This window comes from Christiangramia sp., assembly GCF_029937855.1.
GTDB lineage: Bacteria > Bacteroidota > Bacteroidia > Flavobacteriales > Flavobacteriaceae > Christiangramia.
In genome coordinates this window covers 11,787-37,520 of record NZ_JAPYPC010000030.1, presented here as the reverse complement: position 1 = coordinate 37,520, position 25,734 = coordinate 11,787, and the positions used below count along the sequence as shown (strand labels likewise).

Below are 25,734 nucleotides of genomic sequence, written 5' to 3'. Positions count from 1 at the left end.
CCTATTAGAATAAATGGCGACAAAAGACGTACGTATTAATCAAAAAGAGCTTTTCGGACATCCTGTAGGGCTTTATATTCTCTTTTTTACTGAAATGTGGGAGCGCTTTTCCTATTATGGAATGCGCGCCATTCTGGTGCTGTATTTGGTAAGTGCTACCACCGAAGGTAATGCGGGATTAGGTTGGACTCAGGCTGAAGCTTTGGCACTTTACGGCTGGTATACCATGCTCGTTTATGTGGCCTCCATCCCGGGAGGAATCCTGGCCGATAAGGTTTTTGGTCAGAAACGGGCAGTGCTCATCGGGGGAATTGTCCTGGTAGCAGGCCATGGAATACTGGCGGTGGAACAAATGTGGGCTTTTTACACAGGTTTGGCCCTAATTATCGCTGGGGTAGGATTTCTGAAGCCAAATATCTCTACTATGGTAGGTGGACTTTATAAAGAAGGTGATATTAGAAGGGATAAAGGATTTACTATATTTTATATCGGGATCAACCTTGGTGCTTTCTTATCCAGTTTGATTGTGGGTTATGTAGGAGAAAATATAGGATGGCATTATGGATTTGGTCTGGCAGGCATCGCGATGGCTCTAGGCTTGATCGTTTATCTCCTTGGTCAAAAACATTTGACGAATGTTGGAAATCTTCTTTCTAAGGTGGAAAGGGATGAGGGAGCCTCTTTAGGAAATCTATTCCAGGATCTTTTCAGTTCACCACTTCAGCTTACAATATCCGCAATTTTACTCATAGCATCCTTATTTGGTTTCTATTATATGGGGATCGCCTACGGCCTTCTTTTTATTTTCCTGACCCTAGTGATCTCTATGATGATGATGGTCTACAAGGATTTGACTACAAAAGTGATGAAAGATAGGTATGTGGTAATGTTATTATCCTTTATTCTGGTAATCGTCTTTTGGGGAGCTTTTGAACAGGCAGGTGGTTTAATGAACATTTATGCATTAGATAATACAAATAGATCATTACCCTTTAGTTTGCCATTAATTGGGAATGAAGTGCCGGCATCCTGGTTCCAGTCCCTTAACGCAATGTTTATTATCATCTTCGGACTTGTAGTTGCTAATTTTTGGGCTAAAAGAAAGCTAAAGAATAAAGAAGCTTCTTCTATCTTCAAGATGGCTACAGGAGTTATTATCATGGGACTTGGATTTGTATTTATGGTTTTCGCTGCGCTACAATTTGAAGCGAACGGTTCCTCTGCAATGTACTGGTTAGTGCTGGCTTATTTATTTCATACTATTGGAGAACTTTGTTCCTCCCCGGTTGCCCTCTCTTTTATTACCAAACTTGCTCCGATAAGGTACGCTTCCTTAATGATGGGAGTTTATTTTGCTGCGACTGGATTAGGAAACAAAGTAGCTGGAATCGTGGGAGAATTTGCTTCTGAAGCGGGGGATATCGCAATTTTCTCGGGTATAACGATTTTTACAATTGCTTTCGCAAGTATCGTATTAATTATGTTGAAGCCATTAAAGCGTCTAACTCACGGCGTAGAGGATAATGAGAGAGAGCTGGAAGAGCAGGAAGGTTATGAGCTTGCCGATGAAAATTTAAAATAACTCTCAATTTATAAGCAATGGATATCACTTTATGGATAATGATTATTGGGTGGGTATTTGTACTAATCTGGGTACCTTTTATTATTTACACTAATAAAAAAGCTCATCCTAAAGCATTATTCGTGCTATTCTTCGCTGAAATGTGGGAGCGTTTCTCTTATTACGGGATGCGCGCACTTCTGGTGCTTTACATGACCAAGGTGCTTTTTATAGACCTGGCTCAAAATGTAGCCGAAACTCAGGCCTACGGTATCTATGGCTCTTATACCGCTATGGTTTATTTATTCCCCGTTCTGGGCGGTTTGGTTGCCGATAAATTACTAGGATTTAAAAAAACTATTATTTGGGGCGGACTTTTAATGTCTTTGGGACATTTTACACTCGCCTTACAGGGAATTGAAGGTCTTGAAGGAAATATGCCTTTTTTCTTTGCGGCCCTGTCTTTAATTATAATAGGGAATGGGTTTTTTAAACCCAATATCAGTTCCTTCCTTGGTACCTTCTATGAAACCGATGATCCTCGAAAAGATGGAGCTTTTTCCATCTTTTATATGGGGGTGAATATCGGCTCTTTTTTAGCCACCTTAACCTGTGGGTATGTGGGCCAGCAAATAAACTGGCATTATGGATTCGGACTTGCGGGTATTGGAATGCTCCTGGGATTAATTGTTTTTTACTTCGCTTCTAAAACAGATATGCTCGAAGGAAAAGGCGGGCAGCCTGAAGAGGTAACCCGTGGCGAAAGAAAATTTTTAGGCCTTAAGCCAGATTATGGAGTTTATATAGTCTCTTTATTAGCGATCCCGGTCTGCGCTTATATGCTGGACCTGGATGAAGTAATGTCTGGAGCTATGATTGTAATTTCCTTGTTGATCATTGCCTATTTGCTTTATCAGGCTTTAACATCTAAAAGCAGGGTGGAAGGGCAAAGACTTCTGGTAGTGATCGTATTATTCTTTTTTCATGCTATTTTCTGGGCGCTCTTTGAACAGGCAGGTGGTAGTTTAACGATTTTTACAGATAAGAATGTAGATCGCTTTGTGGGTGGCACAGAGATTCCTGCTTCAATATTTCAAAGTTTGAATCCGCTTTATATCATGCTTCTTGCGCCGGTATTCTCCTGGATGTGGCTAAAGTTGAACCGGGCCGGGAAAGAACCAAGTACTCCTATGAAATTTGTCCTGGGACTTACGCAATTGGCTCTAGGTTTTGGTGTCATTGTAATCGGAGCCAAATATTTTGCTTCCGGCGACGGACTTGTATCTATTGTTTTTCTGGCATTAATGTATTTACTTCATACCACAGGGGAGTTATCCCTTTCCCCTATAGGCCTTTCCATGGTGACTAAGCTTTCGCCGGCGAAGGTAGTTGGTTTTGTAATGGGAGCCTGGTTTTTATCTATTGCCCTTGCCAATAAAATGGCTGGAGTCATTGGGACTTTAACTACAAATGAAGCAGTAACCGATGATACTCCGGCTACTATGACTTTAGGAATTTATTCCGATACCTATTTTATCTGGGGATTTTGTGTGGTGGGCGCTGCAGCTTTGATCTTGCTATTTCTTGTTCCGTTGTTGCGTAAATGGATGCATGGAATTCATTAAATTTGGGAATGCTTTTTGCACTTACGATTAAAATTTATTGAAAGATGAAAAAAATATTCCTCTTTATACTTTTTGCTTTTTCAATTTCGGCCATTCAGGCGCAGGAAATTAAATGGATGAGCATGAATGAAGCTTTAAAAGCCCAGAAAGAAAATCCAAAGAAAATCTTTGTTGATGCCTACACCACCTGGTGTGGTCCCTGTAAACTTCTGGATAAAAATACTTTTGGCAATAAAGATGTTGCTGAATATATAAACAAGCATTACTACGCTGTAAAATTCAATGCAGAAGGAAATGAAATAATAAACTTTAAGGATAAAGTGTTTAAGAATCCTAATTACGATCCTGAGAGAAAGGGCAGAAATGCAGTTCATCAATTTGCTTTAGCCATGGGGGTGAATGCTTATCCCACGATGGTCTTCTTTGATGAAACCGGCGCATTTTTATCCCCGGTAAAAGGTTATCTAACTCCTGAAAAATTAGAAATCTTTTTAAAAGTATTTGCCACAGATGATTATAAAAAAGTAAAATCTGATGAAGAATGGAAGAAATACCAGGAAGAGTTTGAAGGTACTTTTTCCAGCTAAATTTCAGTTATTTGAGTTTAAAATATATGCTCCCTTTTCGCCGGTGTAGTGGAAAGGGATTTTTTTATGCTCTGCAGTCGCTTTCCATCGATTTACAAAAGAATTATAATTACTTCCGTCTACTACTATTTGCACCGGTGAAAGTTGAACAATAAGCCTTTCCAGGTTTATTTTTGGCGAGTTTCGTAATATTATAATTTCAGGTTGAAAATCAGGGATATTATAATTTCCGGTTGTATCAATTATTAGGCTTAGCTTATTGGAGAGATTCATGATCTCAGGAATTTTCTCCATTCTGACTTTAGTTATTTTTCGTTCTCTTTTATAATCTCCTATATTAAAGTTTTCTATAGAATCTTCGGAAAAAATTGTCAGCATTCGATCATTTTTCATAGTGATGAAAGAGTGCCATGATCTATGAAAAATAACACTTTCAGAATCGGGTATATTTTTTCTGAAATAATATGTTGATACCTGAAAAATAAGAACACAGGTGAGCAGAAAACATATCCGTGTAAATTCTATTTTTTTCAGCAGAAGAAATAGGCTTATAATTAGAAGATAAAGAGAAATGGTTTGAAAATCACTAATCTGAATATTATCAATTACAAAGCTCTCTATTCCTGCAACCCATGCTATAAAATCATTTAACATTCGGAGAATAAAATTGAATACCTCTGTAACAAAAGGGGACAATCCATTAATATAAGCGAGAATAATGATCAGGATGCCCAATGCCAGGATGATTCCTAAAAATGGCAGAATAATAAGGTTGCTTAAAAGAAAAAGTCCCGGAAATTGATGAAAATAATAGAGACTAAGCGGGATCACTCCAATTTGGGCCGCAATACTTACAGCACTTAATTTCCAAAAATAATCTACAAGCTTGAACTTGGGTTTATATAAATTATAAAGCATAGGCTGAAAAAGAATAATGCTGAATACGGCCAGATAGCTTAATTGAAAGCCCACCTGGAATAAATAATAAGGATCAATAAGTAGGAGGACGAAAAGAGAGAGAAAAAGACTATTTAGAACGCTGGTCTTCCTTTTTATTTGCAGCCCAATGGCAATGAACGAAAACATAGTCACTGCTCTCACCACAGAGGCGCTGAGCCCGGTTAAAACCGCAAAGCTCCATAGCAAAAGAATAAGGATAGCTGCTTTTATAAATTTCCCGTATTTGATTCTGTTAAGTCCCCGAAAAAGGAAGTTCAAAATGAATAGTAAAATTCCCACATGGAGACCAGAGATTGCGAGGATGTGAATGGCTCCGGCAGCGGCATAATCTTTATAAAGTTCATTGCTTATTTCCCTTCTTTGTCCCAGGATCAGCGCCTGGAAAACTGCCAGTTCATTTGCGCCAAAATCATGCTCTTTTAAACCTGAAATTAATTCTTCTCTTAAGCTCCAGGAAAAAGATCTTAAACTTTCATCGTCGTTATCCAGGATTTTAATTTTTGGAATGTTGGGATTAATCTGCCGATGTACTTTAAGCTGACCCATATAATTTTTGTAACTAAACTGAAAAGGGTTTAAGGGTGGTTTTATTTCTTCAGGAATCCAGGGAACCAGGATGTGCATCCCAGGCTTTAAATTTGATATTTTACTGGAATCGACTTTTAGGTTTAATAATAACTTTCCGCTAATATCAAGGCTATTTTCCCCGTCCAATAAATTCTCAGTTTTCAGTATAAATCTTTGGGAAAAGGCGGTTGGTTTCAATTCTTCCGAAACTCTAGCTTCTAAAATTAAATTTCCTCTCTCTGCGATATTCTGGTTTATAAAATGCTTTGGCTGATTTTCAGGCATATTGAAATATGCAGTAGAAAATCCCAGGAAAAATAGGAGTAGAAAACAGCTTATTCCGAAGAAGGAATCCGGAAATATTTTCTTTTGAGCTCTGAAGTATGCGATTAGAAATAATAGCAAAATACCTAAACCAGAAATCAGAAGAACGCTGGTTTGTATAGTGGTGTAAAATGCGGAAAGTATTCCTAAGATAAGATAAATGGATAGCCTTAGGAAGATAAATTGGAAATCTTTCAATGATTGATTTTTACCTATTGAAGGTATGAAAAAATCAAATCACCCGGCGGGCCATGACAAAATTATTATACCAGTAATATTCTGATAATGAGGAAATAATTACACCTCTGGAGGTAGAGGAATGAATAAAATAAATACCATCTTTATCTACCTCTATAACTAAACCTACATGATTTATCACTTTTCGATTTTTATTGGTTTCGAAAAATAAAAGGTCCCCAATACTAACTTCTTTTAAATTAAGCCGTTTGCCTTCGAGCGACATTGCTCTGGAAGTTCGGGGCAGCGAAACGCCTTCTTCAAGAAATGAAACGTAGATAAGTCCGGAACAATCCATTCCTTTTTTAGTGGTTCCTCCGTACTTATATTTTGTGCCTTCAAATTTTTTCGCGGTACGAACCACTTTGTAGGCTTTTTTGTCTTCCGGTTCGGCGGCAGGGGTACGCTCATATACCTCGGAAGCTTTTTCTGTTCTATCGGCTTCTTTTTTGGTGGTTACCACTCGTGAACGCGAGGATCCACAGGAGGCAAGAAATAAAATTATAAAGATTAAGCCCAGAAATTTAAATATCGCTTGAGTTCTCATTTTAAATTCTTATAAATCAATTCAGCGGTTTTTTTGCTGGCACCTTTCCCGCCAAGCGTTTTTTCTAACTCGTAGTAATCTTCAAAAATTCTTTTACGATTATCTTCATTCAGGATCTTATGGAGTTCCGTTTTTAAGTCTTTGGTATTAAATTCATTTTGGATCAATTCTTTAACAACCTCTCTATCCATGATCAAATTAACCAAAGAAATATAATTAAGATTAATAATTCTTTTTGCGATATGATAGGAAATAAAACTTCCCTTATAACAAACTACCTCCGGAACCTTAAAAAGAGCAGCTTCTAAAGTAGCCGTCCCCGAAGTGACTAACGCAGCATGGGATATGCTTAGTACATCATAGGTCTTGTTCATGATAAGGCTTACGTTGGATTTTTTAATAAAATTCTGATAAAATTCTTTATCCTGACTGGGTGCTCCTGCAATCACAAATTGATATTCTTTAAATGCTGAAGTTACACTCAACATTATATTTAGCATCTTTTCAATTTCCTGTTTTCGGCTGCCGGGAAGCAACGCAATTACCGGACGATGGTCTAAACCATGATTTTTTCTAAAAGAATCTATATCTACAGGGGAACGATTATCAATGGCATCCAATAAGGGATGGCCCACAAAATGAACCGGAAAATCGTGTTTATCATTGTAAAAATCATGCTCAAAGGGAAGGATCACGTACATTTCATCTACATCCCTTTTAATCTTTTTGATCCTATTTTCCTTCCAGGCCCATATTTGGGGAGAGATGTAATAATTAGTCCTGTATCCTTTTTTCTTTGCCCATTCAGCAATTCTCATATTGAAGCCGGGATAATCCACAAAAATGATCACATCTGGATTATAATTTTCAATGTCCTCTTTACAGAATTTAATGTTTCTGAAAATAGTTCTAAGGTTCATGATCACTTCAGAGAAGCCCATAAATGCCAGCTCCCTGTAATGTTTTACCAGCGTACCACCCTGATTTTCCATAAGATCGCCACCCCAGAATCGAAAATCTGATTCCTTGTCCACTTCTTTTAAAGCTTTCATCAGGTTAGAAGCGTGTAAATCCCCGGAAGCTTCGCCTGCAATAATATAATACTTCATCTTAAAAGAATTTGAAAATGGCTACGGCCACGGCTATGCATACAGTCGCCAGTAAAACGCCACGAGCATGATAATTTTGTTTCTTTTTCAGGAAAACAAAAAATGGTAAAAAATTTAAAACAGCGCCAAGCGCTATAATTTTTCCCAAATAATCATTTGCCACCGCATTCTCGAGGGTTTTATCCAGATCTGCATTAGAAAATAAGGTGACGTACAATATCACGCCTGCAATATTTGCTGCGATACCGGTTAAAAATCCTGTAAAGAGATTTTGCTTAATCATTGAGGGGCCAGCTGCTTAGATCTTTTATAAATTGGTGTGCGGTAAGGTCAAATTGTACTGGAACCACAGAGACATAACCTTCTTCCAAAGCTTTTTCATCGGTATCTTCACCTTCATCTTTATTTACAAATTTTCCGGTAAGCCAGTAATATTCGCGACCCTGCGGATTTGTTCTTTTATCGAACTCTTCTTCCCAGTGTGCATTGGCCTGTCTGCAAACCTTGATTCCCTTTATTTCAGATTCCTTCAATTTTGGGATGTTTACATTAAGAACTACTCCCAGGGGTAACCCATTCTTTAAGACATTCCTGGTAATTGTCTTTATAAATTTTCTTGTCGGTTCAAAATCGGCATTAAGAGAATAATCCAAAAGTGAAAATCCAATTGCAGGAATACCTTCAATTCCAGCTTCTACAGCCGCACTCATAGTTCCGGAATATATTACATTGATAGAGGAGTTAGAGCCATGGTTAATCCCGCTTACACAAAGATCAGGTTTCCTATGCAGTATTTCCTGTGTGGCTATTTTTACACAATCGGCTGGTGTGCCGGAACAACTATATTCTTTATGTTTATAGGTTTCTTTTATTGTAACCTGTTCGCAAAAAAGGGTGTCGCTAATGGTTATCGCGTGCCCCATTCCACTTTGGGGACTATCTGGGGCAACCACGATTACATCTCCCAGTTCTTTCATCACTTCTACCAGGGTTCTTATTCCGGGAGCAGTAATGCCATCATCATTAGTAACCAGGATAAGCGGTTTTTCTTTATTCATGCATCGTTATTTGGTTCTGCTAAAATAAGAATTTAAATAAGGAAAGCTTATATTAGTGCATTCACAAATTAGTGCGGGTTATATAACTTATTGGCACAGTTTTTACTATAATTATGGTAACCATACAATGACGAAATTAAAACGAAATATGAAAAGGAATTTTAAAATTTTAGCGGTTGTTCTTTTAATGGCTGCAGCTTCCTGTAGTTTTACTACGAAGAAGTTTGAAGATCCTAATAAAGATAAACTTCTTATAGATTTAATTACTTATGTCCTAAATCAGGGGCATTATGAAGCTAAAGATATCAATGACAGTTTTTCAGCCAGTGTCTATGAAGGATACCTGGAAGGTCTAGATCCTTCCAAGCGTTTCTTTTATGAAAAGGATATTGAGGAATTTAACGCTTATAAAGAAAAGCTGGATGATCAAATAAAAGATAAGAATATAGATTTCTTTAATCTTACCTATGCCCGACTGGGAAAACGTATGGAAGAGACCAGGTCGCTTTATAAAGAGATACTTTCAAAACCATTTGATTTTACTGAAGAGGAAAAGATTAATACTTCTTATGATAGTCTGGATTATGTTTCTTCCAAAGATGAAATGAGAAAAAGATGGAAAGAGCAGTTGAAATTCAATACGCTAATCACGTATTACGATCTTAAACAGGAAGAAAAGACTAAAAAAGAAGAGGATGCTTCTTATGAAATGAAAAGCGATGTCGAACTTGAGAAAGAGGCTAGGGAAACTACACTTTCTAATATAGACCGATATTACGATTTTACTGATGACCTGGAAAGAGAAGATTATTTTTCGGTATATATCAACGCGATCGTAGAAGAATTTGATCCGCATACATTCTATTTTGCTCCTCAGGATAAAGATAGATTTGATATCGCCATGTCCGGTAAGCTCGAAGGTATTGGTGCCCGTTTAATAAAGGATAGCGATGATATTACGATTACGGAAGTCATCTCAGGTGGACCTGCCTGGAGAAGTGATGAAATTTCAGAAGGTGATGTAATTCTTAAAGTGAAGCAGGAAGGTGAAAAAGAAGCGGTGAGTATTGTAGGAATGAGGCTGGATGATGCTGTAGATCTTATTAAAGGCCCTAAGGATACTAAAGTTACGCTTACTGTACGTAAAAAAGTAATGGGGAATATTGAAGAAATTACGTTGGTGCGTGATGTCATTGAAATCGAAGAAACTTATGCAAAAACTTCTATGGTTAAAAAGGATGATAGAAAATTTGGCGTGATCAACCTGCCTAAGTTTTATTTCGATATGGAAGATTATAATAAGAGAAATGCAGCTTCAGATATCAAAGAAGATATTATTAAATTGAAAAAAGAAGGAATGGAAGGCCTTGTTCTGGACCTTAGAAATAATGGTGGAGGTTCTTTGAAAACTGTGGTGGATATCGCCGGGATGTTTATTGAAGAAGGCCCTATAGTGCAGGTGAAATCTAATGGATCCCGTAAAGAAGTTTTAAAAGATGAAGATCCACAAGTGTTGTGGGATGGACCTTTAGTTATTCTGGTGAATGAATTATCTGCTTCAGCTTCTGAAATTTTAGCAGCTGCGATGCAGGATTATAAAAGAGCTATTATTATTGGTAGTAAACAAACCTATGGTAAAGGAACAGTTCAGAATGTTATAGACCTAAACAGATGGCTTAGAAATAATGATATGGGAGACATGGGAGCCCTTAAGATCACCACTCAGAAATTTTACCGTGTAAATGGGGGATCAACTCAGCTTGAAGGAGTGAAAAGTGATGTAGTGGTTCCAGATAGGTATAGCTTTGTAGATATCGGGGAAAAAGATCAGGAAAATCCGCTTCCATGGGACAAGATCGATGCGGCAGATTATGACATTTGGGATGGCTATGTAGGATATGACGAAGCGATTGAAGCAAGTAAAAGCAGAATGGATTCTAACCCTCAGTTAAAGCTTATAGAAGAGAATGCCAAATGGGTAAAGACTCAAAGTGATGATAATAGTTATTCTCTAAACTATACTGAATATGCCGAAGAAGCTGAAAAGAATAAAGAAATGGCTAAACAATTTGAAGCCATTAAAGATTATAAAACGAATCTCACTTATAATTCCCTTCCTTATGAAGAGCAGCTTTTCGTAACAGATACTATTCTGAAAGAAAAGAGACAGAGATGGCATGAAAGCCTCAGCAAAGATGTTTATATCGAAGAGGCGATCAACGTGCTTTCAGATATGAAAATGAATAATATCACAAGAAATAAACTTGCTGATAATTCAAAAAAGAAAGTGAAGGATTAAAAGGAATTCAATAAATTAAAACCCGGAATTAAGCTTCCGGGTTTTTTTATGATTCAGATTATTTCAAGAAAATATATCTATCCGGTGATCATACTTTTAGTCGCAGCGATTCTATTAATGGCAGAACAATGCGCTTAATAAGAGAGCCTGTCTGAATCCAGTTTAATAAAAATAAACAGTAAGATTGTAAAGCCCCAGAGTCCGGAGCCGCCATAACTAAAGAAAGGTAAAGGAATTCCGACGGTAGGAAAAACACCTATTACCATCCCAATGTTTACCAGGAAGTGTATAAAAAGTATACCGATTACCGAGTAGCCGTAAACCCGGTAGAATTGATTGCGTTGTCTTTCTGCCAGGACGATCAGTCTTAAGAGGAGAAGCACAAAAAGAATAACTACCATCGCGCTACCCAGGAATCCCCACTCTTCCCCTACCGTACTGAAGATATAATCGGTATGTTGTTCCGGGACAAAGTGTCCTTTTGTTTGAGTGCCCTCAGTCCAGCCTTTTCCGAACCAGCCACCGCTTCCAATAGCGATTTCACTTTGATTGGTATTATACCCAATGCCCCTGGAATCTACTTCTTTTCCTAAAACAATATTGAACCGGTCCCTGTGCCTTTGTTCAAATACATTTTCAAAAATATAATTTACCGAAAAGCTCAGACCTATAGAAATTATAATGAAAAGTGTGATTAAAATCCTGCCAGGACGTTTTTTTCGTTTTCTGAAGAAAATAAGCAGGCCAATCGCCATAACCGCAGCACTTACCCATAATGGCCCCGCAATTAAAGTAAAAATGAATACGCCTACTGCAGATAATCCTGTAACGAGGTAAAAGCCGGATAATCCTTCTCTATATAAAGGGAAAAAGAATGCTGCATATACCAGGGCGCTACCGGGATCTGGTTGGGGTATGATTAGTAATGCAGGAACTGCAATTATTATAAAAGCTTTAATCTGGTGATCTAAACGTCTAATATTAGTTTGAATATCACTTAAATATTTCGCCAGCGCCAGCGCCGTGGCAAACTTGGCAAATTCTGAAGGTTGTAACCCAAAAGCGCCAAAAGAATACCAGGAAGTAGCTCCCGAAATCGTTTTACCAAAAACAAACAATCCTGCCAGGGAGAGCAGGGAGATAATATAGATAATACTGGAAAAACGTTGGTAGAATTTTGCCTCTACAGAAAGAACGATGATTATAAGGAAAATGCTTAATCCAATAAACAGGGCTTGTTTTCCGTAAGGCTGACTCAGATCAAAATAGGATCCGGTATTACTGCCAAGAGAGGCGGAGTAGATATTGGCCCAGCCAAAACAAATGAGAATTAAATAGATAAAGATGCTAATCCAGTCAAATCCGGCTGCGCTGCTCTTGCTCATTTACTGATTTATTCGGAAAGGTTCTCCACTTAGTGGTTTTGCATATTCATCTTCAAGACTATGGCTGAGTATCCAGTCTTCCATATCGGTTCTTGTGATGGTTCCTTTGATATATTTTTCAATCATTAAACTGGCAATCCTGCCGGCATAGCGGCCTCCCCAATATCCATTTTCCACAAAAACAGCGATCGCAATTTTTGGATTGTCCACCGGCGCGAAAGCCACAAAGATAGAATGGTCTGTAAGTTGTACCCGTTTTCCATCTATTTTGGTGAAGTTTTCAGCGGTACCGGTTTTTCCGGCAATTTCAATATCCGGGATTCTTAAGGCAGATGCTGTCCCGCTTTTATATACTTCATGCATCCCTTCCACTACCGGATCAAAATGCCGGGTTTCAACCGTCGTATAATTCTTTTCAGTGAATTTTTCATCTTTGATAGGCTGCCCATTTACTTCCTTTAAAATATGGGGAGTGTAATACCAGCCTTTATTTCCAATGGTGGCAGCCATATTCGCTAATTGTATAGGCGTCATTAAAACTTCACCCTGCCCAATTGCATTAGATATGGTTGCTGTTGCATACCATTTATATGTAGGATAATTGTATATCTGATTGTAATAATTGGCATTGGGAATTTTTCCGGGTCTTCCTGTTTCAAGATCTGACCCCAGAAAATCCCCCAGTCCAAAACTTTTTAAATGGGCATTCCAGGTATCCATACCTTCCTGTGGAGTAGGATATTTTTCTATAATGCGTCTATAAACATTGGCAAAATAAGCATTACAAGATTGGGCGATGCCTGGAATCATATCCAAAGGACTCCTGTGCGCATGGCAACCCAGTTTTCTTCCTCTTCCGTAGGTATAGCCGTGGTTACATGAGAATTTATCATCTGTATCCACAATTCCTTCCTGAAGTCCTATTAAGGCATTCAAAGTTTTAAAAGGTGAGCCGGGAGGATATTCAGCAAGCAGGCCTCTATCATATAAAGGTCTGGCAATAGTATCGTAATATAATTCAGTAAAATTGGGAGATCGCTGTCGTCCCACAAGTTTTGCAGGATCGTAGGTTGGAGCTGTGATCAAAGCGAGGATCTCTCCACTCCCAGGTTCAAGTGCCACAATACCACCTCTTTTATTTTCCATTAACTGTTGTCCATATTCCTGCAGGGCAGCATCTATGGTAATAGTTATATCTTTTCCTTTTTCAGGCAGCGTGTCGTAAATTCCTTCTTTATAAGCTCCAATATCTCTGTTGAACCTGTCTTTCTGAATATATTTTACTCCTTTTACTCCCCGAAGTAGTTCTTCATAATAACTTTCTACACCGGCACGACCAATAAGGTCCCCCGAAATGTAGTACGGATTTTCATTTACTTTTTTCTGGTTTACCTCGGCAATATATCCAAGCACATTGGCACTATGGTCCACCTGATAATCCCTAAGAGATCTCTTCTGAATATAAAAGCCTTCGTAATTTCTCATTTTCTCCTGAAGAATCGCATATTCACTTTTGGTCAATTGCGGAATTACCACTGAAGGTAACATAGGCGAATAAATTCTTGCCTTATCCAGCTTCTTTTCGAGATCTTCCCTGGATAGGTTTAATATATTGCAGAATTCAGTAGTGTCAAAAGGCTTTAGGTTGCGCGGAATCACCATCACATCATATGATGGCTGATTGGAAACCATTAATTCACCATTCCTGTCATAAATATATCCTCTTTGCGGATAATCATAAATAACCTTAATTGCATTATCCTGAGAGCGGATGGCCAGCGAAGTATCCACTATCTGTAGGTAAAATAGTCTTCCAATAAAAAGTATACCTGTAGTTAATATGGTTATGTAGAGTAAAACTTTTCTCATCGGTATTTCTTACTGAATAGCGTAAGGCTTAAAAGGATTAGGATTATAGTGAATATACTGGAAAATAATGTTTTTTTCAGTATTAAAATTATATGATTTAAACTGAACATTTCCAAAGAAAATAATACAAAATGATGGATAAGCACCATTAAAAATATATAACTCAATTTTGCTCCAAAAGGAGTATGGGCAAGCCTGATATTTTGGTGGTCATAACTAATTCCAAATGAGAACCGAAGTAAATTAGGTCTTACGAAAGCAGCTACAAGGCACGCCGCCGCATTTATTCCGCCACTATCTTCAAAAATATCTATACTAATTCCTAAAAGGAACGAGAGAAAAAGGAAAAGACTTTGATTTCCGGAAAAAGGGTAAAGTAATATGAACAGAACGTACAAATACGGATTTATATATCCTGCAAAATTGATGTTGTTCAAAATGAGCACCTGTAAAAATACCAGGATAATAAAGCGGGTGATATTTGATAATAGCTTACTATTCATTTGGCGTTTCCTGTAATTTCTCTACAGCCTCCTTATTCACATTCTCAATCACATACACGTATCCAATATTCGTCATGTCATTAAATAATTTGATATTGATAGTATAGTAACTTTGCGTTTGATCCAGGCTAAAATCTTCGATACTTCCTATGGGTAATCCTTTTGGAAAGATCAACGAGCGGCCTCCCGTGATTATTGTATCACCTTTTTTGAGGGGTGCCTGCCTGGGCACATCAATAAGTTGAACGATATTTGGATCTTTTCCGTCCCATACCAAACTTCCAAAATGGTTGGTGTTGCTTAACTGTGCATTAATCCTCGACCTGCTGTTTAAAATAGAGATCACCCGCGAATATTCATCATTTACGCGGTCTACGATCCCCACAATTCCCTTGCTGGTAATTACCCCATATTCCGGCTTAATTCCAGAATTTGCCCCACGGTTTAAGGTGAGATAATTGTCTATTTTGGCGAAATTATTGTTTATCACCCTGGCAGTTCGAAATAGATAATCTCCTTCAAAAGAGGTACTGTCTAATTGCTTATTGATGGTTATGCTATCATTAATATTAGAAATGATATTTCGCAATTTATTGTTCTCTTCAAGAAGCCGTTCATTATATTCATCTAAATGAAGATAGGTATTGATATTATTGGACCAGGAATAAATTCCGCCGGAAACGAAATTAGCAGAGCTTATAAATCGGCTTTTTTGAAAAGCATGATTTTGAACGGTTAAAAAAATAGATACAGCAAGCAGGATTAAGAATAAAATTGAATTCTTATTCCTTATAAGAAAATTGAAAATCTGCTGCATAAATTAAGCTTCTCCTACTTGATCAAAATTCCTTTGTATCTGTTCAATGTTTTCAAGGTGATTCCTGTTCCACGTACTACCGCTCTTAGAGGGTCTTCTGCGATATAAACCGGAAGATCTGTTTTTTGAGATAAACGTTTATCCAGTCCTCTAAGCATTGAACCACCACCAGCAAGATAAATACCCGTATTATAGATATCGGCAGCTAGTTCCGGGGGAGTTTGGGATAAAGTTTCCATTACCGCATCCTCAATTCTTAAAATCGATTTATCAAGTGCTTTTGCGATCTCGCGATAAGAAATATTTACCTGTTTTGGTTTCCCTGTTAAAAGATCCCTACCCTGAACGCTCATTTCTTCTGGCGGAACTTCCAAATCTTCAGTTGCTGCACCAATCTGGATTTTTATTTTTTCCGCAGTACGTTCTCCTACATAAAGATTATGTTGGGTACGCATATAATACACGATATCATTGGTGAAAACATCACCTGCAATTTTTACCGATTTATCACAAACAATTCCACCTAAAGCAATTACGGCAATCTCGGTGGTACCACCCCCTATATCCACAATCATATTCCCTTTTGGCTGCATAATATCCACGCCAATACCAATTGCAGCGGCCATAGGTTCGTGGATAAGATAAACCTCTTTTCCGTTTACCCTTTCAGCACTTTCCTTAACGGCACGCATCTCCACCTCGGTAATACCGGAAGGGATACAAATAACCATTCTCAAGGCCGGTGTGAACAATTTCTTTTTTAACGCCGGGATTTCCTTAATAAACATGGTGAGCATCTTCTCACTGGCATCAAAATCTGCAATTACACCATCTTTTAAAGGACGTATGGTTTTGATGTTCTCATGGGTTTTTCCCTGCATCATGGCCGCTTCTTTCCCCACGGCGGTTATTTTCCCGGAAGTCCTGTCCCGGGCGACTATAGAGGGGCTGTCTACAACTACTTTATCGTTGTGGATTATCAGGGTGTTTGCTGTACCTAAGTCAATTGCAATTTCTTCAATGAGAAAGTCAAAAAATCCCATAGTGTATTATAAGTATTGAGGTTTGGGTAAATGTACTAAATTTAATGTTTAAAATGGCGCGTTCCTGTCATCACCATTGCGATATTATTTGCATTACAATAATCGATACTCAACTGGTCTTTTATAGATCCTCCAGGCTGAATTACCGCAGTGATTCCTGAATTTCCGGCAATCTCCACACAATCGGGGAAAGGGAAAAATGCATCACTGGCCATTACAGCGCCATTTAGGTCAAAATCAAACGAGCGGGCTTTTTCAATACTCTGGGTAAGAGCATCTACGCGTGATGTTTGTCCTGTCCCACTTGCACAAAGTTGTTTATTCTTGGCCAGTACTATTGTATTGGATTTTGTATGCTTGCAGATCTTCGAAGCAAATATCATGTCAGATAACTCCTCATCGGTAGGTTTATTATCTGTGGCCTGCTTCAACTCTTCCTGAGAGTCGGTTTTTAGATCTTTGTCCTGAACCAAAACACCATTTAGACAGGTTCTTATTTGGTTTTTTGGAAGTTCTATGTCTTTCTGAACAAGGAGAATCCTGTTTTTCTTTCCTTTTAAAATTTCCAAAGCTTTTTCTGAAAAGGACGGAGCGATCACCACTTCGCAAAAAAGTTTGTGGATTTCTTCAGCAGTTTCGGCATCTATTTCTACATTACTAATCAGGATTCCGCCAAAAGCTGAAACCGGATCTCCGGCCAGGGCATCTATATAAGCCTGTTTAATAGTTTTGCGTTGAGCGAGTCCGCAGGCGTTATTATGTTTAAGAATTGCAAAGGTTGGGTTTTCTTCTTTAAATTCATTCATCAAATTCACGGCAGCATCTACATCCAGAAGATTGTTATAGGAAAGTTCTTTTCCGTGAAGCTTGTCAAAAATAGCTTCGAAATCTCCGTAAAAAGTTCCTTTCTGATGGGGATTTTCACCATATCTCAATTCTTTTCCTTTTAATTCACTTTGTTTAAATGAATTTACTTCAGCCTCAGCATTGAAATAATTAAAGATCGCAGCGTCATAATGAGAAGAAATATTAAAAGCTTTAGTAGCGAATCTTTTTCTATCGGAAATATTTGTCTCTCCGTTTTTCTCATTCAGAAGGTCAAGAAATTCCTGGTAATCGTCTACTGAAGAAACACAGGTGACATCTTTAAAGTTTTTAGCTGCGGCCCGGATAAGGGAAATCCCGCCAATATCAATCTTTTCAATTATATCCTGTTCAGACGCTCCTGAAGCCACGGTTTTTTCAAATGGGTAAAGATCTACAATCACAATGTCTATCTGCGGAATTTCATATTGCTCCAGTTCCTTTACATCACCTTCATGATCCTGACGGTTTAAGATTCCTCCAAAAACTTTAGGGTGAAGGGTTTTTACTCTTCCGCCTAAAATAGAAGGATAGGAAGTTACATCTTCCACCGGGATTACCTCGATTCCAAGATCTCTTATAAACTTTTCGGTTCCTCCTGTAGAATAAATCCTGATTCCCAGATCATCAAGCTTTTTTACGATAGGTTCTAAGCCATCTTTACTGAAAACTGAAATTAAAGCAGATTTTGCTTGTTTTAATTCGCTCATTGTGTTGTGTTTGTTAAAGCTGCAAAAGTAATTAATTAAGCCAAAAATTAGAAAGTAGAAGTAATGAAATATCCATAAATTTTGTAACGAAAAATTCCTTTGTGCGTCCTATCTTTAAAATGTCCAAAAACAGCTGATTATTATACCATGCTAATTTATTTACGCGTACTCAAAGAGAGTTTTAATTTTGCGTTAAGCGCTCTTAAAAACAACCGGTTAAGGACTTTCCTTTCTTTATTGGGTGTGACTATTGGTATATTTTCGATTATTGCCGTTTTGGCTGCGGTAGATTCTCTTCAAAAAGATATTAAAGGGAGCCTTAGTGCCCTGGATAATAGTACCATTATTTTAATGAGATTTAATTTTGGCCCCTCCGATATCCCCCGCTGGAAGCGGGAACAGTTCCCAGATGTAACTTATGAAGAATATCAGAGCCTGAAAAAAACTATGCCCAATCTTGAGGCTATTAGTTTTGCGTTGGGAATTCCTGGTGGAGCTTCCTTAAAATATCGGGATGTGACGAGTGCCGGCGTGGATGTGGGTGCAGTAACTCATGAATATTACGATATTGAAGCCTTTGAGCTGGAAAATGGTCGTTTCTTTAATGAGCCCGAAGCTGTTAGTGGTTCTCCAGTAATTATTTTAGGTCATGAAGTTGCCAGTAATTTATTTGGTTCCAGTAATCCCATGGGAAAAGAAATCAGGGTATTTGGAAGAAAAGCCACGGTGATAGGAGTTATGAAAAAGCAAGGTCAGTCTTTATTCGGAAATTCCCGGGATGGCCAGGCTTTTGTGCCGGCGAATTTTGCGCGAAGGGTTTATGGGACTACAAAAGGAACAGTTTTTCCCCAAATAGTGCTTAAGCCTGAAGAAGGAGTAGATGACGAGGAATTTATTGCAATTTTGGAACAGCAATTAAGAAATATGCGTGGGGTGAAACCTGGTGAGATCAATAATTTCTTCGTCAATCAGTTGAAGGGCTTTACAGATTTAATTGATAATATTACCGGGCAGTTGAATATTATTGGTTTGGTAATAAGTGGATTTTCACTTCTGGTAGGAGGTTTTGGAATTGCCAATATCATGTTTGTAAGTGTAAAAGAGCGAACCAATCTCATTGGGATCCAAAAGTCCCTGGGAGCCAAGAACAAATTTATTCTCTCACAATTTCTTTTTGAAGCAATTATTCTTTCTGTTATTGGCGGACTCGTGGGACTATTTATTGTCTGGCTGGTATCTATAGTGGCCTCACAATTCACAGGTGATTTTGAATTTGTACTCTCTCCATTTAATATATTTATAGGAACGGCAGTTTCAGCAATGATAGGTTTAATTTCCGGTATTATTCCTGCGATCTCCGCCTCCAAATTAGATCCTGTGGAAGCGATTAGAACTGGAATGTAAAAATCTCGTTAAAACTAATTAAGTTTCCTGCCTATATTTCCTTAAAATATTTTAAAAAGCATTAAAGTTAGTTAAATGCCTAATTTTAAATTGTTGGCTTGCATATATTTAAGCCAAAATGATTCGAAAATGGGGAATGAAATAGAAAAGGATTATGCGTCATCAGTGATACAATTAATAGGATTTTTTATCATCTTATTTTTGATCATTGCATTTCAAGGCTAAAAAGATAGGAGCTTATAAGTTAAAACTTACCTACGCGCTATAAACTAAAAAAGCCTCGAACTTTTCGAGGCTTTTTTAATTTAGAAATGAATCTGCTATAAAATTTCAGCAACTTTTGCATTAACCCATTCGAGGAAAAGTTCATCCTCGTGGGAAAAGGGGTCATCGGTATGACTATCTATATCTATCTGGCCAATGTTTTCTCCATTCTTAAAAAGTGGAATCACAATTTCAGCCTTAACATGAATACTGCAGGCGATGTAGTTGTTTTGAGCTTTTACATCTGGTACCACAAAATTTTTATTCGAAACGGCAACCTGTCCGCAAATACCCTTACCAAAAGGAATGATTTCGTGATCGGTAGGTTCACCGGCAAATGATTTCAATTTTAATTCCTCCTTATCTCCATTCTTAAAATAGAAACCCACCCAATCATAATAAGGAATGGTGGATTCCAGTAACTCACATACCTCCGTAAGCCTTTTGTCTACACTAGCATCCTGGTTTTTAAGAATTTTTTCTACCTGCGGCTTTAATTTTTGAAATGGCATATTAACAATATTTAGTGCAAAAGTATTCAATTTCTAATGTAATACGAGTACTTCATTTCTATAAATTTGTTAAAAACAAACCTTCTATTTGCTTAGTTTAATTAGAAAATACCGACTAGTTCTTCGCTTTATTTTCATTTTTCTGGGCAGTTATTTTCTATTCTCAAGCCTTTATAACGGATTTCTAATATTATATGATACAGAAAATCCTGAGCCCGATCCTCTTACGCAACTTGTTGCACGCCAAAGCGGAAGCCTGATGCAGGGATTTGGCTATGAAAATGTAGAGGTGGTAATGCATTATACAGGTTTATCTATGAAACTCATGGTAGATGACTATTTCCTGGCTGGAATTGTGGAAGGTTGCAATTCAGCCAGTATAATCATCCTTTTTACTTCCTTTGTGCTTGCCTTTTTTGGAAAACCGGTTTCGACTTTTCTTTTCATTTTTGCCGGTTCGGTTATAATATATGGCACTAATTTGTTGAGAATTGTAGTGCTTGCCGTAAGTATATATGAATATCCGCAATACTCCGGTGTTATGCACTCCATATTTTTTCCTCTGGCTATTTATGGAACCGTATTTCTCCTATGGTTAATTTGGATTAGAATTTACTCGGGATGGAAAAAAAATTAGATAAGAAAAGGTATCGGGTATTTCAGATTGGTATTCTAATCCTTATGTTGGCTGCAATTCGTTTTTTTGAAGAGGATATTTTTTATGACCCCCTCATTGTTTTCTTTAAATCAGATTATTTGTTAGGAATAATCCCGCCAATGAATATGGCTGAACTTATGATTAACCTCACCATAAGATATTTTTTGAATACGGGCATTTCTCTGGCCATAATTTATTTAAGCTTTAAAGATGCCGGGATTCTTAAATTTTCAACCATTTTATATAGTATTCTTTATGTACTGGCAACCTTCATATTTATATTTTTAGTGCTCAACATGGAAAAGGAACATTATCTGGCACTCTTTTATGTTAGAAGATTTTTAATTCATCCATTATTTTTACTGATACTTTTGCCAGCATTTTACTATTATAAACTAAAAGAGCATAATTGAGGCTGAATATTTTAGTAGAAGAGGAATATTAGAACTCCTACGATTATTGAAAGATTATTCCCAAAAACTGAAATTCTTTCAGGCTGTTTTAGACTATTTTTGCTTATTAAAATATCAGTAAAAGTATCTTAATACGCTGATATTTAAAAAATTTGTATTTTTGTAACGGTGAAAAAAGCTTTTAAATATATCATCTCTTTGAGTATGGCCCTTCTGGTGATGTTGTCTACCATGTCTTTTACGGTAGATAAACATTTCTGCGGAAGCCAGCTTGTAGATAAAGCTGTTTTTTCAAAAGCTAAAACCTGCGGCATGCAAATGAACGCAGAGACTGAAGATCACTGCTGTACCAATGAAAAAATTTCAGTGGAAGGTCAGGATGAATTAAAAATCTCTTTTGATTCTATCGATTTTCATCAGCAACTTTTTATAACCACTTTCACCTTTACTTATTTTGAACTGTTTGAAACCTTACCAAAACAGTCCATTCCTTTTAAAGATTATTCTCCTCCTTTGATCGTGAGCGATATACAGCTCGAAGATCAGGTTTTCCTTATTTGATTATTGAATTTTAGACACTTACCGGTTCATTTCTGAATCCGGCATTAGCCCTGTTTCTATAACTGGCTTTGAATTGATTCTAAAAATTTGATAATTAAATAGATATGCTGAATAAAAGCATTAAATTCTTAATAGAAAATAAACTTGTAGCGGTAATCCTGCTGGTACTTTTTGTGGGCTGGGGTATAGTAAATTCGCCGTTTAACTGGAATACCGGTTTTTTACCTACAGATCCTGTCGCGGTAGACGCGATTCCCGATATTGGTGAAAACCAGCAGATTGTTTTTACCAAATGGGCAGGACGCTCTCCCCAGGATATTGAAGATCAGATTACTTATCCGCTTACAACTTCCCTGCTTGGAATTCCCGGCGTTAAGACCATTCGTAGTTCTTCCATGTTTGGTTTTTCCAGTATCTATATCATTTTTGAAGAAGATATCGAATTCTATTGGAGCCGAAGCCGGATCCTGGAAAAACTGAATTCCCTTCCAGCCAATCTTTTGCCTGAGGGTGTGAATCCGGCATTGGGGCCAGATGCTACCGGGCTGGGTCAAATTTTCTGGTACACCTTGGAAGGTCGGGATAAAGAGGGTAATGTCACCGGCGGTTGGGATCTGCATGAATTGAGGAGTATTCAGGATTATTACGTGAAATATGCTCTTTCCGGTGCCAGTGGTGTTTCAGAAGTTGCTTCTATTGGAGGTTATGTTCAGGAATACCAGATCGATGTGAATCCTGAACTTATGCGCCAGTATAATATAGGGCTCAGCGAAGTGGTTATGGCTGTAAAGGAAAGTAACCGCGATATAGGAGCCCAAACCCTGGAGATCAATAATGCTGAATATCTGGTACGAGGGCTTGGGTATGTAAAATCTGTAGAAGATATAGAGAATGCCGTGATAACTTCAGAAGATTTTACTTCCCTGAGGATTAAAGACATCGCAAAGGTTGTTTTAGGTCCTGCCCAAAGAAGGGGGATACTGGATAAAGAAGGTGCAGAGGTTGTAGGTGGAGTCGTGGTAGCGCGTTATGGCGCAAATCCGCTGGAAGTAATTAATAATGTGAAAGATCAGATCGATGAGATCAGTGGCGGACTTCCCTCTAAAACTCTGGAAGACGGGACCGTTTCACAGGTAACGATCGTGCCTTTCTACGACAGGACAGAACTTATTCAGGAAACATTAGGCACCCTGAATGAAGCGCTCACCATGGAAATTCTTATCACAATCCTGGTGATCATTGTTATGGTTTATAATCTGCGAGCTTCCGTGTTAATCTCCGGATTGTTACCCGTGGCAGTGCTGATGGTCTTCATTTCCATGAAGCTTTTCAATGTTCCTGCTAATATTGTGGCTTTATCGGGAATTGCCATTGCTATTGGTACCATGGTGGATGTGGGTGTTATTTTATCTGAAAACATACTGCGGCATTTAGAGGAGCTTAGTACCGATGAAAAAGGCAATAAATTACCGATAAATGCGGTGGTTTATAATGCTACTTCTGAAGTTTCCGGAGCGATATTAACCGCGGTGCTAACTACGATCATTAGTTTTATTCCGGTCTTTACCATGGTTGGGGCAGAAGGAAAACTTTTTAGGCCCCTCGCTTTTACAAAAACCATGGCATTAACGGCTTCGTTAATTGTGGCCCTGTTCCTTATTCCTCCATTTGCCGCTACTTTCTTTAAAAAACGGACTGCAAAGACGAGTGTTGGTTATATAATAAATAGCATCCTCATTCTGGCAGGGATTACGGCAATGATCTTCGGTTATTTTACAGGGATCCTACTCATAGCTTTTGGAGTTACGGGTGTTTTATTGCTTCAGAAAAAGATCAGTCCTAAGCGTGCAAATCTTATCAATATCATTATTTCATCTTTTGCGATCGTTTTCTTACTGGCAGAATACTGGAGGCCATTAGGTTTTGACCGAAGTATTTTCATGAACCTGATATTTGTGGGACTTATCGCTTTTGGATTGCTGGCCCTTTTTGCAATTTTCAGAAAATATTATACCCGAATATTAAACTGGGCCCTGGCCCATAAAATTCTGTTTTTATCGGTGCCAACGCTTATTGTAATCTTTGGCTTCCTGATAATGAGGAATACCGGGAAAGAGTTTATGCCCTCACTAAATGAAGGTTCTTTCCTTTTAATGCCTACTTCGATGCCACATGCGGGAGTGGAGGAAAACAAACGCGTTTTGCAACAACTGGATATGGCCGTAGCCAGTATTCCTGAAATTAAAACCGTGGTGGGAAAAGCCGGACGAACCGAATCTGCCCTGGATCCTGCGCCACTTATGATGTATGAAAATATTATTCAGTATAAATCTGAATATATGCGGAATGCGGAAGGTGAACGCCAGCGGTACAAAGTAAATGAAGACGGTTTATTTATGCTGAAGAACGGCAAACTGGCTTTAAATCCAAATACCGAAGTAGATGACGACTCGAATTATGAGGAAACTAAATTAGTTTCAGCTCCACTTAACCTGAAACATGAAGAATTGATCGCAAATGAAGATGGGGAATTTTTCAGAAACTGGAGGCCGAATATTCAATCTCCTGATGATATCTGGAATGAGATCGTAAAGGTCACCAAGCTGCCAGGAGTGACTTCGGCACCAAAATTACAACCTATAGAAACCCGCCTGGTGATGCTTCAAACAGGTATGCGTGCGCCTATGGGAATCAAAGTGAAAGGGGAGAACCTGCAACAAATCGAAGCTTTTGGATTAAAACTGGAAGAGATCTTAAAGGAGGCTGAAGGGGTGAAAGATGAAGCTGTTTTTGCTGACAGGATCGTAGGGAAACCGTATTTGTTGATCGATATCAAACGTGACCGACTGGCGAGATACGGGGTTTCCATAGAAGATGTACAACAAATTCTGGAAGTAGCCGTAGGTGGAATGCAAATTTCTCAGACTGTTGAAGGCAGGGAACGATATGGGGTAAGAGTACGTTACCCTCGCGAACTAAGGGCGAACCCGGAAGATATTAAGAGCATTTATGTGCCGGTAGAAGATGGAAGCCCGGTACCGCTTAGCGAATTGGTAGAGATAAGATATGAGCAGGGCCCGCAGGTTATCAAAAGTGAAGATACCTTTTTAATAGGTTATGTATTGTTTGATAAAATTGACGGATATGCTGAGGTAAATGTGGTGGAAAATGCCCAGGCCCTTATTCAGGAAAAAATAGATTCCGGTGAACTGGTGGTACCTGAAGGTATCAACTACAGGTTTACAGGAACCTATGAAAATCAGCTTAGGGCAGAAAAAACACTTTCTATTGTGGTGCCTTTATCGCTTATTATCATTTTCCTGATCCTTTACTTTCAGTTTAAATCGGTTTCTACTTCCCTTATGGTATTCACCGGTATCGCCGTGGCTTTTGCCGGAGGTTTCCTTATGATCTGGTTTTACGGTCAGGACTGGTTTATGAATTTCAGCTTTTTTGGAGAGAACCTGAGAGATCTTTTCCAGATGCATACGATCAATCTTAGTGTAGCTGTATGGGTTGGTTTTATTGCCCTTTTTGGGATAGCTACAGATGATGGCGTAGTAATGGCGACTTATCTAACCCAGACCTTCGATAAAAATGTAACCGAAACCAAAGAACAGATAAGAGCCTCTGTAATAGAAGCAGGAGAAAAACGGATAAGACCTTGTTTGATGACAACAGCTACGACCATTTTGGCCTTGCTGCCAATTCTTACCTCAACGGGTAGGGGGAGTGATATCATGATCCCGATGGCCATTCCAAGTTTTGGCGGAATGCTTATCGCGTTGATCACTCTTTTTGTGGTTCCAGTATTGTTTAGCTGGAGAAGAGAGAGCGAGTTGAAAGTGAAGAGTGAA

At 38.2% G+C, this 25,734-nt stretch carries 21 protein-coding genes; 9 read left to right on the top strand and 12 right to left on the bottom strand.

Annotated features, from left to right (window positions below; translation table 11 throughout):
• The first annotated feature begins 13 nt into the window (after positions 1–13).
• Genes Q1K34_RS14490 through Q1K34_RS14480 form a run of 3 tightly spaced genes read left to right on the top strand, consistent with a single transcriptional unit; the run spans position 14 to position 3,773 of the window.
• Entirely contained in the window at positions 14–1,582 is a 1,569-nt protein-coding gene (locus Q1K34_RS14490) for an oligopeptide:H+ symporter (protein ID WP_300440348.1), read from the top strand.
• Positions 1,583–1,599: 17 nt separating this feature from the next.
• Positions 1,600–3,186 (top strand): peptide MFS transporter, encoded by a 1,587-nt coding sequence (locus Q1K34_RS14485; protein ID WP_300440345.1) that lies wholly within the window; start codon positions 1,600–1,602, stop codon positions 3,184–3,186.
• A gap of 44 nt (positions 3,187–3,230) precedes the next feature.
• Positions 3,231–3,773 (top strand): thioredoxin fold domain-containing protein, encoded by a 543-nt coding sequence (locus Q1K34_RS14480; protein ID WP_300440342.1) that lies wholly within the window; start codon positions 3,231–3,233, stop codon positions 3,771–3,773.
• A gap of 3 nt (positions 3,774–3,776) precedes the next feature.
• Here Q1K34_RS14480 and Q1K34_RS14475 read toward each other — a convergent pair whose 3' ends face one another.
• The 5 genes from Q1K34_RS14475 to surE are packed head-to-tail and all read right to left on the bottom strand — an operon-like array spanning position 3,777 to position 8,575.
• The gene (locus Q1K34_RS14475) at positions 3,777–5,822 is read right to left on the bottom strand and encodes a ComEC/Rec2 family competence protein (RefSeq protein ID WP_300440339.1); all 2,046 of its coding nucleotides are present in this window, start codon (positions 5,820–5,822) and stop codon (positions 3,777–3,779) included.
• A 34-nt stretch (positions 5,823–5,856) separates the two neighbouring features.
• Positions 5,857–6,408 (bottom strand): C40 family peptidase, encoded by a 552-nt coding sequence (locus Q1K34_RS14470; protein ID WP_300440336.1) that lies wholly within the window; start codon positions 6,406–6,408, stop codon positions 5,857–5,859.
• Positions 6,405–7,517, bottom strand: coding sequence for a lipid-A-disaccharide synthase (lpxB, locus tag Q1K34_RS14465; protein ID WP_300440333.1), 1,113 nt, complete (start codon positions 7,515–7,517; stop codon positions 6,405–6,407). Before lpxB ends, Q1K34_RS14470 begins: the two co-directional genes overlap by 4 nt.
• 1 nt (position 7,518) lies before the next feature.
• Entirely contained in the window at positions 7,519–7,800 is a 282-nt protein-coding gene (locus Q1K34_RS14460) for a hypothetical protein (RefSeq protein WP_300440331.1), read from the bottom strand.
• Positions 7,793–8,575 carry a 5'/3'-nucleotidase SurE gene (gene surE, locus Q1K34_RS14455; protein WP_300440328.1) on the bottom strand — a complete coding sequence of 261 codons (783 nt, stop codon included), beginning with the start codon at positions 8,573–8,575 and terminating at the stop codon, positions 7,793–7,795. Before surE ends, Q1K34_RS14460 begins: the two co-directional genes overlap by 8 nt.
• Before the next feature lie 148 nt (positions 8,576–8,723).
• Between surE and Q1K34_RS14450 the strand changes: the two genes are divergently transcribed.
• Positions 8,724–10,874 carry a carboxy terminal-processing peptidase gene (locus Q1K34_RS14450; protein WP_300440325.1) on the top strand — a complete coding sequence of 717 codons (2,151 nt, stop codon included), beginning with the start codon at positions 8,724–8,726 and terminating at the stop codon, positions 10,872–10,874.
• Positions 10,875–11,008: 134 nt separating this feature from the next.
• On the opposite strand, the gene rodA is transcribed toward Q1K34_RS14450, so the two are convergent.
• From rodA to purH, 6 genes are read right to left on the bottom strand one after another with little or no spacing between them, the layout of a single operon-like run.
• Positions 11,009–12,259, bottom strand: coding sequence for a rod shape-determining protein RodA (rodA, locus tag Q1K34_RS14445; RefSeq protein WP_300440322.1), 1,251 nt, complete (start codon positions 12,257–12,259; stop codon positions 11,009–11,011).
• On the bottom strand, positions 12,260–14,128 hold the full coding sequence (gene mrdA, locus Q1K34_RS14440; protein WP_300440319.1) for a penicillin-binding protein 2: 1,869 nt from the start codon (positions 14,126–14,128) through the stop codon (positions 12,260–12,262). It lies immediately after the preceding gene.
• Positions 14,125–14,631, bottom strand: coding sequence for a rod shape-determining protein MreD (locus Q1K34_RS14435; RefSeq protein ID WP_300440316.1), 507 nt, complete (start codon positions 14,629–14,631; stop codon positions 14,125–14,127). The genes mrdA and Q1K34_RS14435 overlap by 4 nt, the downstream gene beginning before the upstream one ends.
• The gene (gene mreC / locus Q1K34_RS14430; protein WP_300440313.1) at positions 14,624–15,448 is read right to left on the bottom strand and encodes a rod shape-determining protein MreC; all 825 of its coding nucleotides are present in this window, start codon (positions 15,446–15,448) and stop codon (positions 14,624–14,626) included. The genes Q1K34_RS14435 and mreC overlap by 8 nt, the downstream gene beginning before the upstream one ends.
• 14 nt (positions 15,449–15,462) lie before the next feature.
• Positions 15,463–16,491 (bottom strand): rod shape-determining protein, encoded by a 1,029-nt coding sequence (locus tag Q1K34_RS14425; protein WP_072553762.1) that lies wholly within the window; start codon positions 16,489–16,491, stop codon positions 15,463–15,465.
• Positions 16,492–16,532: 41 nt separating this feature from the next.
• Positions 16,533–18,065, bottom strand: a complete 1,533-nt coding sequence (gene purH, locus Q1K34_RS14420) for a bifunctional phosphoribosylaminoimidazolecarboxamide formyltransferase/IMP cyclohydrolase (RefSeq protein ID WP_300440308.1) — start codon at positions 18,063–18,065, stop codon at positions 16,533–16,535.
• A gap of 147 nt (positions 18,066–18,212) precedes the next feature.
• On the opposite strand from purH, the gene Q1K34_RS14415 reads away from it, so the two are divergent.
• Entirely contained in the window at positions 18,213–19,469 is a 1,257-nt protein-coding gene (locus tag Q1K34_RS14415) for an ABC transporter permease (protein WP_300440305.1), read from the top strand.
• 320 nt (positions 19,470–19,789) lie between these two features.
• On the opposite strand, the gene Q1K34_RS14410 is transcribed toward Q1K34_RS14415, so the two are convergent.
• Positions 19,790–20,245, bottom strand: coding sequence for a GAF domain-containing protein (locus Q1K34_RS14410; RefSeq protein ID WP_300440303.1), 456 nt, complete (start codon positions 20,243–20,245; stop codon positions 19,790–19,792).
• 88 nt (positions 20,246–20,333) lie between these two features.
• On the opposite strand from Q1K34_RS14410, the gene xrtF reads away from it, so the two are divergent.
• The 4 genes from xrtF to Q1K34_RS14390 form a co-directional block, all read left to right on the top strand.
• Complete coding sequence (xrtF, locus tag Q1K34_RS14405; RefSeq protein ID WP_300440301.1) at positions 20,334–20,882, top strand: exosortase family protein XrtF; 549 nt, start codon at positions 20,334–20,336, stop codon at positions 20,880–20,882.
• Complete coding sequence (locus Q1K34_RS14400; RefSeq protein WP_300440298.1) at positions 20,867–21,316, top strand: exosortase F system-associated protein; 450 nt, start codon at positions 20,867–20,869, stop codon at positions 21,314–21,316. Before xrtF ends, Q1K34_RS14400 begins: the two co-directional genes overlap by 16 nt.
• A 204-nt stretch (positions 21,317–21,520) precedes the next feature.
• On the top strand, positions 21,521–21,877 hold the full coding sequence (locus Q1K34_RS14395; protein ID WP_300440385.1) for a hypothetical protein: 357 nt from the start codon (positions 21,521–21,523) through the stop codon (positions 21,875–21,877).
• A gap of 104 nt (positions 21,878–21,981) precedes the next feature.
• On the top strand, positions 21,982–25,734 hold a 3,753-nt coding region (locus Q1K34_RS14390; protein ID WP_300440293.1), incomplete at its 3' end, for an efflux RND transporter permease subunit.